Below are 13,039 nucleotides of genomic sequence, written 5' to 3'. Positions count from 1 at the left end.
TGACGGCCCGGGCGTGCCTCAGGCGGCGTCGCTGAGCAGCCGGGCGAGGTGGTCCCGGCCCGCGCCCAGCAGCTCCGGAAGCGGGGTCACCGCCTCGTACCACCGCTTCTCGTACTCCCAGCACAGCCAGCCGTCCCAGCCGTGCCGGGAGAGCACGTCCACGCACTCGGTCAGCGGCAGCACGCCCCGGCCGAGCGGCAGCGGGGTGGTGTCCTCGGCCGAGGCGATGTCCTTGACCTGGACGTATCCGAGGTACGGGGAGAGCGCCGCGTACGTCTCCGAGGGCTGCTCGCCGCCCAGCCAGGTGTGCATCACGTCCCACAGCGCGCCGACCTGGCGGTGGCCGACCCGGCCCAGGACGCGGATCGCGTCGGCGCCGGTGCGGTGCGAGTCGTGGGTCTCGACGAGGATGCGGACGCCGAGGGCGGAGGCGTGCTCGGCGGCGGTGCCCAGCCGGCGGGCGGCCGTGGCGTCGGCGTCCTCGCGCGACTGGTCGGGGTCGGCGCCGGGGAAGACGCGGACGAAGGGGGCGCCCAGGTCGTGGGCCAGGTCGAGGAGCCGCCGGACCTCTTCGACCACAGGTCCGTCCTCGCCGGGCGCGGCGACGCGGGTGTATCCGGCGACCGACAGGATCTCGACCCCCGCCGCCTTGAACTCGGCGGCCACGTCCGCCCGTTCGGCCGGTCCGAGGCCCGGGTTCACCGGCTCCTCCGGATGGGCGCGCAGCTCGACTCCGTGGTAGCCGTGCGCGGTCGCGAGCGCCAGTACCTCCGGTACGGGCAGGCCGGGGACACCGAGGGTGGAGAAGGCCAGCTTCATGCTCAGCGACACTACCGGTCACTCGCCCGATTCGTGCAGATCCAGGCGCCAGTCCTGACCGTTCAAGTCCTTTCCGAAGGAGCGGTGCGGCTGCTCGCCGACGAGGGCGAAGCCGTGGCGCTGGTAGATACGGCGGGCGGAGGAGAGCACGTCGTTGGTCCACAGGACCAGCTCGCGGTAGCCGACGCCGCGGGCGAAGTCGACGACCGCCTCGACCAGCCGGTCGCCGATGCCGAGCCCGCGCGCGTCGGGCTCGACGAGCAGGAGCCGCAGCCGGGCCGTGCCCGGGGCCTCGTCCCGTACGCACATCACGCATCCCACGGGCCGCCCTCCCCCGCTCTCGGCGATCCAGACCCGCTCCAGATGCGGGTCGTGGTCCTGCGCGAAGTCGGCGACGATCCGCGCGACCAGCCCCTCGTAGTCGGCGTTCCATCCGTACTCGGCGGCGTACAGCGCGGCGTTGCGCTGCACGATCCAGCCGAGGTCGCCGGGGCCGGGCTCGCGCAGCACGACGTCCGGGGGCTCCCCGCCGCGCCCCTCGCCGAGGATGGCGCGGATCGTGCGCATCGCCTCCGCGAGCCGGGGCCGGTCGGCCGGCGGCACGGTCCCCAGCAGCGAGCCGACCGTCTCCCGCGCCCGCTCGTCGAGCAGTTCGGCGGCCTCCCGCCCGCGCGGGGTGAGCGCGATGTGCCGGCGGCGCGGGTCCTTCTCCGAGGCCGACCGTTCGACGAGCCCGTCCTGCTCGAACTTGTTCAGGATCCGGCTCAGATAGCCGGCGTCCAGCGAGAGCTCGGCGCGCAGGTCCGCCGCGTCGGTACGCGGGGAGTGCGCCAGTTCGTACAGCACGCGGGACTCGGTGAGGGTGTACGGGGCGTAGAGGTGGCGGCCGTAGTCGAGGGCGCCGATGACGTTCGTGTAGAAGCGGTTGAAGGCGCGGATGTCCTGGACGCTCATGGTTGGTCGGCTCCCCGGATGGTTGACTCAGTCAGAGATACCGTCGCTCCGAGGCTAAGCCGCCGGGGCGTGGCGCGTCCATGCCCGTGCGGCGGTCTACCGCGTGCCGTCGCTGTCGTGGGTGTCGTGGGGCCCGGACGCGCCCTCGTCAGCGACGGCATCGACGCCGGCGGCCCGCAGCCGCCGCGCGAGCAGCTCCGTCTCGGGCCGGGTCCCGCCGTACTCCCCGCAAAGCACCTGCTCCGGCACCCCTTTGACCTCGGCCAACCCGAGCCCGAGGGTCTTCCGGAGCACCCGCAGGACGGCCCCCCGGGCGACCGGAGAGGTCCCCAGCGCAGCACGGCCCGCCCCTGCGCGGCCAGCATCCGCTCCCGTACCTCGCCCGGTATCCGCCCGCCGCACACGAACACCGCCGCGCCGCACTCCGGGCAGGCGACCTCGGCCTGATCCAAACGAAAGACCCTACTTCCGGGCCCTTTACTTCCGGGGCCCGCCCGAGGACCCCCGCACCATCAGCTCCCCGCGCACCGTCGCGATCCCCCCGGGCGGCGGTTCCTCGCGGCCCATCGCGATGCGGCCGGCGCGCGCCCCGGCCTCGGACAGCGGGAGGCGCACCGTCGTCAGGGACGGCACCGTGTCGACGCTGAACGGGAGGTCGTCGAAGCCGGCGACGGAGACGTCGTCGGGGATGCGCAGGCCGGAGTCCCGCAGGGCCGCGCACGCGCCCAGCGCGACGGAGTCGTTCGCGGCGACCACCGCGGTCAGGGACGGGTCCCTGCGCAGCAGTTCCAGCGTCGCCTCGTAGCCGGAGCGCCGGTCGTAGCGGCCGTGCACCGTCCAGCGCGGGTCCTCGGCTATGCCCGCCGCCTCCAGGGCGGCCCGGTGTCCCTCCAGCCGGTGCCGGGTCGTGGTCCGCTCCTCGGGGCCCGCGATGTAGCCGAGGCGCCGGTGGCCCAGGCCGATGAGGTGCTCGGTCAACTGCCGGGCGCCGCCGCGGTTGTCGAAGGTGAGGGCGACGGCCTGGGTGTCGGGGGCCGGCGGGCGTCCGCAGAGTACGACCCGCGTGCCCGCCTCCGTCAGCTTGCGGAGCTTGGCGGCCACCGCCGCCGCGTGCGGGGCGTCCTCCACGGCCCCGCCGGTCAGCACCACCGCCGCGGCCCGCTGCCGCTGGAGCAGGGTCAGATAGGTCAGTTCGCGCTCCGGCGAGCCCCCCGTGTTGCAGACGACGGCCAGCCGCTCGCCCCCCGCGCGCCCGCCGGGGCCGCCGATCTCGCCCTGGATCGCGCTGGCCATGATGCCGAAGAAGGGGTCCGCGATGTCGTTGACGAGGATGCCGACCAGGTCCGAGGTCGCCGCCGCCAGCGCGCTCGCCGGGCCGTTGAGGACGTAGTCGAGTTCGTCCACCGCCCGCAGCACCCGCTCGCGCGTGGAGGCGGCCACCGGGTAGTTGCCGTTCAGCACGCGCGACACCGTCGCGGGCGAGACCTGGGCGCGGGCCGCCACGTCCGCCAGGGTCACCGTCATCTCGTCGTCCTTTGGTCGCGCTTCTCGTCGTACGTCCACGTGCGGCGTACGACGTCTTACACAGGCCGCGCACAGGTCTCGGTTGCACGGCCTCGGTAGGTGCAGTTCGAGCGAACCTTACGGCCCTCGACCCTCGTTGTTCGCCCCCTCGAACAACTCGATGTGGATACGGCCTTGTCCGGGTCACGGATCCGAGGCTAGTTTGCCTAGCTAGAAAGCGCTTGCTGCGTGACTCGTCCGCGAGATCGGGGACATCGGGGAAGACCGGGCAATCCAGGCGTCGCACGCCTGAGAGGGGAATGTCGTGACACGCAAGACGGTGCGTATCGCCATGAACGGCGTGACCGGGCGGATGGGCTACCGCCAGCACCTCGTCCGCTCGATCCTCGCCCTGCGCGACCAGGGCGGCCTCGACCTCGGCGACGGCACCGTGCTCTGGCCGGAGCCGGTGCTGGTCGGCCGCCGGGAGCACGCCCTGCGCGAGATCGCCGAGCGGCACGGGCTGGAGCACGTGTCCACGGACGTGCCGGCGGTGCTCGCCGACCCGACCGTGGACATCTACTTCGACGCCCAGGTCACCTCCGCCCGCGAGGAGGCGATCAGGAAGGCCGTCGCCGCGGGCAAGCACATCTACACCGAGAAACCCACCGCCACCGCACTGGCGGGCGCGCTGGACCTCGCCCGCCTGGCCCGCCGCAAGGGCGTCCGGCACGGCGTCGTCCAGGACAAGATCTTCCTGCCGGGGCTGCTGAAGCTGAAGCGGCTCGTCGACGGCGGCTTCTTCGGGCGGATCCTGTCCGTCCGCGGCGAGTTCGGCTACTGGGTCTTCGAGGGCGACTGGCAGCCCGCCCAGCGCCCCTCCTGGAACTACCGCGCCGAGGACGGCGGCGGCATCGTCGTCGACATGTTCCCGCACTGGGAGTACGTGCTCCATGAACTGTTCGGCCGGGTGACCTCCGTCCAGGCCCTGGCCACCACCCACATCCCGCAGCGCTGGGACGAGCGGGGCAAGCCCTACGACGCGACGGCCGACGACGCCGCCTACGGCATCTTCGAGCTGGAGGGCGGCGCCGTCGCCCAGATCAACTCCTCCTGGGCGGTCCGGGTCAACCGCGACGAACTGGTCGAGTTCCAGGTCGACGGGACCGAGGGCTCGGCGGTCGCGGGCCTGCGCAGGTGCCGCGTCCAGCACCGCTCCGCCACCCCCAGGCCCGTCTGGAACCCCGACGTCCCGGCCACCGAGGCCTTCCGCGACGAGTGGCAGGAGGTCCCGGACAACGCCGAGTTCGACAACGGCTTCAAGGCCCAGTGGGAGCTGTTCCTCAAACACGTCTACGCCGACGCCCCCTTCCACTGGGACCTCCTCGCCGGCGCCCGCGGCGTCCAGCTCGCCGAGCTGGGCCTGAGGTCCTCGGCCGAGGGCCGCCGTATCGAGGTACCGGAGATCGCGCCGTGACCGTCCGACTCCCCGACGAGCACGGCGGGTTGCGCACCTATGCACCGCGCACCGAGCCGCTCGCGACCGCACCGGGCACCCCCTTCACCTCCCGTACGGTCTTCGCGGCGGCGCATGTCGTCGCCGACCCCTTCGCGGACGTGTCCCCGGACTCGCCCGCCGCCCTCGACTGGGACGCCACCCTCGCCTTCCGCCGTCACCTGTGGTCGCACGGGCTCGGGGTCGCCGAGGCGATGGACACCGCCCAGCGCGGGATGGGGCTGGACTGGGCGGGCGCGGCCGAGCTGGTCCGGCGGTCGGCGGCCGAGGCGAGGGCGGTCGGCGGCCGGATCGCCTGCGGCGTCGGCACCGACCAGATCACCGGCGGATCCCTCGCCGACATCCGGGCCGCCTACGAGGAGCAGCTCGCCCTCGTCGAGGAGGCGGGCGCACGGGCCGTCCTGATGGCCTCCCGCACGCTGGCCGCCACGGCCCGGGGCGCCGAGGACTACCTCGACGTCTACGGGCACCTCCTCCGCCAGGCAGCCGAGCCCGTGATCCTGCACTGGCTCGGCCCGATGTTCGACCCGGCGCTGGAGGGCTACTGGGGCTCGTCCGACCTCGACACGGCCACCGGCACCTTCCTGGAGGTCGTCGCCGCGCACCCCGACAAGGTCGACGGCGTGAAGATCTCCCTCCTGGACGCCGCGCGGGAGATCGACCTGCGCCGCCGCCTGCCGCAGGGCGTGCGCTGCTACACGGGGGACGACTTCCACTATCCCGAGCTGATCGCGGGCGACGAGCAGGGCTTCAGCCACGCGCTGCTAGGCGTCTTCGACCCGCTGGGGCCGCCGGCGGCGCGGGCGGTCCGCGTCCTGGACACCGGCGACACGGCGGGTTTCCGTGAACTCCTCGACCCCACCGTCGTGTTGTCCCGGCACCTCTTCCAGGCCCCGACCCGCTTCTACAAGACGGGCGTCGTCCTCCTGGCCTGGCTCGCGGGCCACCAGACGCACTTCACGATGGTCGGCGGCCTCCAGTCGGCCCGCTCCCTCCCACACCTCTCCCGTGCCTACGAACTCGCCGACGGACTCGGCCTGTTCCCGGACCCGAAGCTCGCCGAGGAGCGCATGAAGACCCTGCTGTCCCTGTACGGGGTGACCCAGTGACCGCGGTCACCACCGCCCTGGAGCGCTTCTCCGTCAACCAGATGACGGTCAAGCAACTGTCACTGCCCGAACTGGTCGACGCCTGCCGTGGGTTGGGCGTGAGCCAGGTGGGGCTGTGGCGGGAGCCGGTCCGCGAGTACGGCGTCGAGGCCACGGCCGAGCTGGTCCGCGACGCCGGCCTGACGGTGACGACCCTGTGCCGCGGGGGCTTCCTCACGGCGATCGACCCCGACGCCCGCGCGGCGGCCCTGGCCGACAACCGCCGGGCCGTCGACGAGGCGGCCACGCTCGGCACGGACACCCTGGTGCTGGTCTCCGGCGGCCTGCCGGCCGGGTCGAAGGACCTGCGCGCGGCCCGGGAGCGGATCGCGGACGCGCTGGCCGAACTGGGGCCGTACGCACGCGAGCACGGGGTGCGGCTGGCCGTCGAGCCCCTGCACCCCATGTACGCCGCCGACCGCTGCGTGGTCTCCACCCTCGCCCAGGCCCTCGACCTCGCCGAGCGCTTCCCCGCCGACCAGGTCGGCGTGACCGTGGACACGTACCACATCTGGTGGGACGACACCGCCCCCGCGCAGATCGCGCGGGCGGGCGCGGGCGGCCGCATCCACTCCTTCCAGCTCGCGGACTGGACGACCCCCCTGCCGGCGGGCGTGCTCAACGGCCGCGGTCAGATCGGCGACGGCGCCATCGACCTGCGGGAGTGGATGAGGTGCGTGGCGGCGGCCGGATACACCGGGCCCGTGGAAGTCGAGCTGTTCAACGAGGAGTTGTGGGAACGGGATGGCCGGGAGGTGTTGGCGGAGACGGTGGCGCGGTTCGTGGAACACATGACCCAACGCTGAACCTGCACGACGGCTACCGCGGTGCCTACGGTGCTCCGGGTGCGCCTGTCTTCAGGTGCGCCGCCAGCAACCGCAGCGCCGTCCAGGCCTCGGCGTCCGTGCCTTCTCCGAGGGGATAGTGCAGGGCCGGGGCCGAGGGCGGGCCGAGCTGCGCCGGGCTTACGGCGACCGGTGGGCGGCGGGCGTGGGTGAGGCCGATGCCTCGCACGTCACGGGCGCCCAGAGTGAAGGCGAGCGGGACGGGCGGGGCCTGCAGACGCGGGGCCCCGGTGAGGTCGCGGGAGGCTCGGCGCACGGATGTGAGCATGGTGGCCAGACCGTGGTCCGTGACAAGGGCCTGTGCGAGCGACTCGATCCGGTCCGTGGGCGGGATCTCGTCCGCGCCGTAGCCGAGGGTGAGCGTGATGTCCTCCTCGACCCCGCTCTCCGTACGTGTGCACCGGAGTGAGGCCAGCGCCGGGCGGTCGGGATGCCCGACCGCGATCAGATACGTGGGGGCGGGTGCCCGGTCGCGCGCCAGGTCGGTCAACTGGCGTGGCGACCACGGCAGGTTGACAGGCTCCGCGGTACCCCAGCCCACGGGCGGGGTGCCGGTCAGCGTACGCCAGGCCGCCTCCAGGGACCGTCCCAGAACCAGGTCGGTGTCGGCCGGGCGTACGGTGCGGAACGCGACGACGAGCTGCCGTTCGTCCGTCGGCTCCACCCTGGCGAACGCGTCGGCGACCGTCGCCGTGCCGTCAGCCGCGGGTGCGGGCGCGAACGTGCCGTCCTGCCAGCGCAGCACCGCCCCGGACAGGCCGTCGTAGTAGCCCTGTGCCGGATCCTGCACGACCCATCGGTTGGGCACCTGAAGCAGGGTCGCGCGGGCGGGCGGACTGACGCGTACGCCGGGTGGGGTGACGATCTGCAGGGCGCGGCCCGTGGCCGTGGTGGTCCGGAGGACATCGGACAGCCACGGGGTCAGGGCCAGCACGGGCCGGTCGGCCAGGACGACGGCCGTGCTCTCGGTGAGCACGTCCACGATCGGCTGCCCGTCGTCCGGCGCCGTGACGGCGTCGAGGTCGACGACCTCCGTGGTCGCCGACCCCTCGGGCCATGCGCGCCCGTCCAACAGCAGGGCGAGCCGCCCGCACACCGAACCCGCCAGGCGCTCCGCCTCGGGCACCGCACCGGAGGCCCGGACCTCGGTCCACCAGAACGGCACGGCAGTCGCCTGCCCCAGCAGCCGCTCGGCCTCACCGGGCACCTGGACCAGTACCGGCGCCTCCACCGAGACGAGCGGCCGGCCCTGTGGTCCGCACAGGCGCAGGACCGCGCCGTCGGCTCCGGCGCTCACGTCGAGCCCGGGTCCACCGGCGTAGAGCCCGGCCAGCAGGGCCCATGTGTCGGGCATCTTCGGGGTGAGGGCGATGACGTCCTTGGTCACGGAGTCTCTTCGGTCGCGAGGGCGGTCTGGATCAGCAGATGCGGGCGCCCGCGGCGGACGAGCGTGCCCCGTCCCGGCGGCTGCTGGGAGGCGTACAGGCCGGGGAAGAGCTGGCCTTCGGTGCGGTCACCGGTCATGACCAGCGCGGCTGTGCCGGTCTCCCGCAACGTGGTCAACAACGGCTCGTACAGGGCCCGGGAGGCACCGGCGGCGCGGCGGGCCAGGACGAAGTGCAGGCCGATGTCCTGGGCCGAGGAGACGTACGGCAGGAACGGTGCGAGCGGCTGCTGTCCGGCCGTGGTGAGGATGTCGTAGTCATCGATCAGAATGACGATTCGTGGACCCGAGAAGGCGGGCTCGGCGGTGGCGGCGTCGGGGTCGGCCGTCTCCGGCAGGCGCTTCTCCAACTCGGTGGCGATGCCCGTCGCCAGGGCGTTCGCGAGCTTGGCGTTGTGCGCGTAGCCGCCACGGTAGGGCTCGGGGACGACACCGCGGAGTCCGCGGCGCGGGTCGAAGACGCCGAAGACGAGTTCCGTGTCCGAGTACCGCTCGACGAGCTGGGTGGCGACAAGCCTCAGCAGGTTGGTCTTGCCGCACTCGTTGTCGCCGAGGATCAACAGGTGCTGGTCGGTGCCGAACAGGTCCAGGGGGACCGGGGCGAGGGTCTCCTGGTCGACGCCGAGGGGGATCCGCGCGGGTTCGACGGCCGGGGAAGGAAGCCGGCCGATGGGCAGCCGGGTGGGCAACACCCGTACGGGTGGGGCGAGTTCCCCGTGCCAGGTGGCACGGACGGTGCGCGCCGTCTCCTCCAGTGCGGCGGCCAGGCCGCTCGTCGTGGGCCGGTTGTCGACACGGGGCAGCGCGGCCTGGGCGAACAGCTTGCCATCGGTCAGCACCCGGCCCGGGGTGTCGGAGGTCAGCGTCTCGGACAGCTTCCGGTCGATCGACGAGTCCGCCGGGTCGTTCAGGCGCAGCTCGACACGGGTACCGAACATCGACTGGGTGGCGATACGGACGTCGTGCCAGCGCAGCATGCCCGCCACGACGTGGATTCCGTAGCCGCCACCCCGCTTGAGCAGGTCGGACACCGCGTCGTCGAGGTCGGCGAACTCGTCCCGCAGAGCGCCGAATCCATCGATCACCAGGACAACATCGGTGGCGCCCAGACCGGGCAGCCCGCCCTGGGCCCGCAGGTGGCGGAGCTGGTCGACGGAGTCGATGCCGTGCTCGCGGAACAGCTCCTCGCGTTCCGTCAGCATGGTCCGCACCTCGGCGACCGTGCGCGCGGCCCGCTCGTGGTCGGCGCGGCCCGCGATACCGCCGACGTGTGGCAGCCCGGTGAGCGCGGACAGGCCGCCGCCGGCCAGGTCGAGGCCGTAGACGGCGACGTCATCCGGCGTGTGGGTGACGGCGAGCGAGAGGACGAGCGTGCGCAGGAGCGTTGTCTTGCCCGACTGCGGCCCGCCGATCACCGCCACGTGCCCGCCCGCCATCGTCAGGTCCAGCAGCCACCTGCCCTGCCACTGCCGGGCCGGGTCGTCCAGCACGCCGAGGGGCACGCGCATCCCGCCCGCCACGCCCGCCAGGTGCAGCCCGCGCTCGGACACCCGCACCGGCCCGGCCGCCGCGTCGAGGGTGACCAGGTCCGGCAGCGGGGGCAGCCAGATCCGGCGTACCGGCGGTGCGGCCGTGGCGAGCTGGTCGACCATGACGGACAGGACGGTGGGACCCGTCTCGCGTTCGGTGGCGACGGGTTGCTCCACCGCGGCCCGGTCCGGCCCCTGCGGTGTGGTGTACGCCGAGTAGGGCAGGGCCGGCGGTTCGCCGTCGCGTTCCTCACGCGGAGCCGGACCCCGGTGCGCGCCGGAGACGTAACCAGCCTTGAACCGCTCGTACGTGGAGATGTCCACCTTCAGGTAGCCGAACCCCGGCAGCGGTGGCAGATGGAAGGCGTCGGTGGTGTCGAGGACCGTACGGGACTCGTCGGCGGAGAAGGTCCGCAGACCCAGCCGGTACGACAGGTAGGTGTCCAGGCCCTTGAGCTTGCCTCCCTCGATGCGCTGGCTGGACAGCAGCAGATGGACACCGATGGAGCGGCCGATACGGCCTATGGACAGGAACAGATCAATGAAGTCCGGCTTGGCGGTGATCAGTTCGCCGAACTCGTCGATGACGACGAAGAGGTGGGGAAGGGGCTCAAGGTCGGGGCGCTCGGTGGCGCGCAGGGCGGCGTAGTGTCCGATGTCGGCGACGTTCCCGGCTTCCTTGAGCACCTGTTGCCGGCGCTTGACCTCGCCGGCCAGGCTGGTGTGGACGCGTTCGACGAGCCCGGCCTGGTTCTCCAGGTTGGTGATCACGCCTGCCACGTGAGGGAGTTCACCGAAGGGGGCGAAGGTGGCGCCGCCCTTGTAGTCGACGAGGACCAGCGCGAGGTCCTCGGGGGAATGTGTGGCCGTCAGGGCGAGGACCAGGGTGCGCAGCAGCTCGCTCTTGCCGGAGCCGGTGGCGCCCACGCACAGTCCGTGCGGGCCCATGCCGAGCTGCGAGGACTCCTTCAGGTCGAGCAGCACAGGATCGTGACGGTCCGTCAGGCCGATGGGGACCCGCAGGAAGTCCCGTTCGCCGCGCGGGGCCCACAGCCGGTCCAAGTCGAGGCCGGCCGGGTCGTCGATACCCAGCAGGCCCGGGAAGTCGACCGGTCCGGCGACCGGGGTGCCCTCGGTCGCCGACTCCGCGGACAGCCGCAGCGGGGCCAGCATGCGGGCGATGCCCTCGGCCCAGGCGGCGGTCACGGGGTCGATCGTGCCCAGCGCCGTGTCCCCGCTCAGGTCGTCGACGACGACCCGGTCGCCGTCGACGGTGATGCGCACGCTCACCTGGTCGGGCTCGTGCACCTGCTGCTCCAGCAGGTGCAGCACGGTGACACCCAGGTCCGTCAGGTCGACGGCCGAGTCCGGGCGGGGAAGCTCGCCGGCCGGTTCGCCGTACTCGTCGCTGACGACGAGCAGTCGGCCGGTCATCCGTAGCGCGTCCCGGTCGGCGAGCCCACGCCGCACCTCCGCCGCGTACGCGGCGCGCCGCCCCAGCTCGTGCCGGAACCGGTCGGCCAGCTGCGGCAGACTCGGCGCGAACCGGCGGGCGGCGACGGGACCGTCGTACTCCTGGGCGTCGAGGACATGGGGCAGCCACTTGGCCCACTCCCACTGCGCGAGCCGGTCCCCGGGTATGGCGAGACCGAGCGCCACGTCGTCCGGCGCGTGCGTCACGGCGGTCTGCAGGACGAGGGCCCGTGCGACGCGCAGGACGCCCTCCCGGTCGCCGACGACGCTCACGTTCCCGGCGCGGTCCAGGGGAACGGTGAGCGGGAAGTCCGAGGCGATGCGGAAGCGGCTCTGCAGCGCGCGGGCCTCGTTGAGCATGAAGGGATCCGGCGGCGTCAGCACCCCGCCCATGCTGCTCTGGCCGACCGCCACCTCCTGGACGGGGACCTCACCGGTGCCCAGCCGCGGATGCAGGAAGTCGCTGTCCTGGCGGCGGCGCTCCCACAGCCGTGCCGGGTCCCTGACGATGTCGTACAGGGACTCGGGCGGTGGATTCAAGTTACGTGCCGCGAGCCGCCGTTCGCGTTCATGGGTGCCCAACTCATCCCGCAGCTCCTCCAGATACTCCAGATACCGCTCCCGCTGCACCCGACGGGTGCGCTGCGCCTTCCCGCGCTGGGACAGGAACAGAGCCACCGCCCCGAGCAGCGCGAAGACCAGTACGACCGCGCCGAGCACCGCGAACTGACTGTTGCGGACGACCGTCATCATGATCACCGAGCCCATGACACCGGCCATGGGGAGCAACGCCGTCGCCGCGTTGCCGAGTTTACCCTCGGGCAGGTTGGGCGGCGCCTCGATCGTGCGCGGCCCGGCCGGGGCAAGGGGGCGCGTGCTACGGGCGGGTCGGTGGACGAGCTGCTGGGTCACGGACCGGGCTTTCGGAGTCGGCGGGCAGGTCGGGCGGCAGTGCTGTGCCACGTCACCGGACCCTCACCGCCCGGTGCATCGCCTCCGCCGCCAGCCGGAGTGCCGCGTCCTGGGTGGCACGGCCGAGCAGATCCGTGCGGATGGGCCCGCCGCCGGCGAGATGACGGTCGTACGGCAGGACCACGACGGTGACGCCCGGCTCCTTCAGGTGCGCGGTGGCCGCCTTCACGTCCAGGATCATGTCGGGCGAGTTCGCGGTGAGTGCGACCACCGTCGTCGCCAGGGCGGAATGCGGCAGTCCGGCCAGCCAGTCCAGGACCTGGCGGGTGCCGCCGACGCCTTCAACCGTCGTCGGCGCGACCACCACCCGGGCATGGGCGGTGTCCATCGCGGTGCGGGCCACCTCGCCGGGCAGCGTCTCGCAGTCGACGACCGTCACGGCGAAGTAGCGCCGCAGCGCGAGGGTCACCTTGCGGTACGTCCGTACGTCCAAGGGGGCGCCGACCCTTCCCTGGCTCGCGGGCAGCAGCCAGCCGCCGTCGGACACGGGCGCCAAGTAGCCGGTGACATCGGTCAGTTGCATGGCGGGCGTCAGGATCCGGGCGAGGTCGCCGCACGACCAGCGGACGGACTCAGCGCCCATCCGCACCGGCAGGGTGCCCAGCGCGGCGTCCGCCTCCAGGGTGAGCACCGGGTCGTGCCGGTAGTGGTTGAAGGTACGGCCGAGCAACGCGGCGACGGTCGATTTGCCGACGCCGCCGCGGATGGAGGTGACGGCGATGACCCGCCCCGTGGTCACCGGCTGCTGCAATTCCTTGGCGATCCGGGTCTGCTCGGTCACTTCCTGGGATGCGGAGGAGGCGAGCCGACGGAGGGAGCGGCCGGTGCGGTGGGTG

At 72.9% G+C, this 13,039-nt stretch carries 10 protein-coding genes; 3 read left to right on the top strand and 7 right to left on the bottom strand.

Going from position 1 to position 13,039, the window contains the following annotated elements; translation table 11 throughout:
- Positions 1-18: 18 nt before the first annotated feature.
- The 4 genes from IPZ69_RS22875 to IPZ69_RS22860 form a co-directional block, all read right to left on the bottom strand.
- Entirely contained in the window at positions 19-819 is an 801-nt protein-coding gene (locus IPZ69_RS22875; RefSeq protein WP_235456159.1) for a sugar phosphate isomerase/epimerase family protein, read from the bottom strand.
- 18 nt (positions 820-837) lie between these two features.
- Positions 838-1,773: a bifunctional helix-turn-helix transcriptional regulator/GNAT family N-acetyltransferase gene (locus tag IPZ69_RS22870; protein ID WP_235456158.1), complete on the bottom strand. Its 936-nt coding sequence runs from the start codon at positions 1,771-1,773 to the stop codon at positions 838-840.
- A gap of 96 nt (positions 1,774-1,869) precedes the next feature.
- Positions 1,870-2,067 carry a hypothetical protein gene (locus tag IPZ69_RS22865; RefSeq protein ID WP_235456157.1) on the bottom strand — a complete coding sequence of 66 codons (198 nt, stop codon included), beginning with the start codon at positions 2,065-2,067 and terminating at the stop codon, positions 1,870-1,872.
- 183 nt (positions 2,068-2,250) lie between these two features.
- Positions 2,251-3,297 (bottom strand): LacI family DNA-binding transcriptional regulator, encoded by a 1,047-nt coding sequence (locus tag IPZ69_RS22860; protein WP_235456156.1) that lies wholly within the window; start codon positions 3,295-3,297, stop codon positions 2,251-2,253.
- Between the two features lie 304 nt (positions 3,298-3,601).
- On the opposite strand from IPZ69_RS22860, the gene IPZ69_RS22855 reads away from it, so the two are divergent.
- Genes IPZ69_RS22855 through IPZ69_RS22845 form a run of 3 tightly spaced genes read left to right on the top strand, consistent with a single transcriptional unit; the run spans position 3,602 to position 6,746 of the window.
- On the top strand, positions 3,602-4,753 hold the full coding sequence (locus tag IPZ69_RS22855) for a Gfo/Idh/MocA family protein (protein ID WP_235456154.1): 1,152 nt from the start codon (positions 3,602-3,604) through the stop codon (positions 4,751-4,753).
- On the top strand, positions 4,750-5,901 hold the full coding sequence (locus tag IPZ69_RS22850; protein ID WP_235456152.1) for a dihydrodipicolinate synthase family protein: 1,152 nt from the start codon (positions 4,750-4,752) through the stop codon (positions 5,899-5,901). Before IPZ69_RS22855 ends, IPZ69_RS22850 begins: the two co-directional genes overlap by 4 nt.
- Positions 5,902-5,942: 41 nt before the next feature.
- On the top strand, positions 5,943-6,746 hold the full coding sequence (locus IPZ69_RS22845; RefSeq protein ID WP_235456207.1) for a sugar phosphate isomerase/epimerase family protein: 804 nt from the start codon (positions 5,943-5,945) through the stop codon (positions 6,744-6,746).
- Between the two features lie 25 nt (positions 6,747-6,771).
- Here the strand turns inward: IPZ69_RS22845 and IPZ69_RS22840 are convergent, their stop codons facing one another.
- The 3 genes from IPZ69_RS22840 to IPZ69_RS22830 form a co-directional block, all read right to left on the bottom strand.
- Positions 6,772-8,172, bottom strand: coding sequence for a DUF6177 family protein (locus IPZ69_RS22840; protein WP_235456151.1), 1,401 nt, complete (start codon positions 8,170-8,172; stop codon positions 6,772-6,774).
- On the bottom strand, positions 8,169-12,143 hold the full coding sequence (gene eccCb, locus IPZ69_RS22835; RefSeq protein WP_235456150.1) for a type VII secretion protein EccCb: 3,975 nt from the start codon (positions 12,141-12,143) through the stop codon (positions 8,169-8,171). Before eccCb ends, IPZ69_RS22840 begins: the two co-directional genes overlap by 4 nt.
- Positions 12,144-12,195: 52 nt before the next feature.
- A partial coding sequence (locus IPZ69_RS22830) for a hypothetical protein (protein WP_235456149.1) occupies positions 12,196-13,039 on the bottom strand: 844 nt, incomplete at its 5' end.

The organism is Streptomyces olivochromogenes (assembly GCF_021538895.1).
Classification (GTDB): Bacteria; Actinomycetota; Actinomycetes; order Streptomycetales; family Streptomycetaceae; genus Streptomyces; species Streptomyces olivochromogenes_A.
Note: the sequence above shows the minus strand (reverse complement) of the source record. Positions and strands in the feature narration are given on the sequence as shown.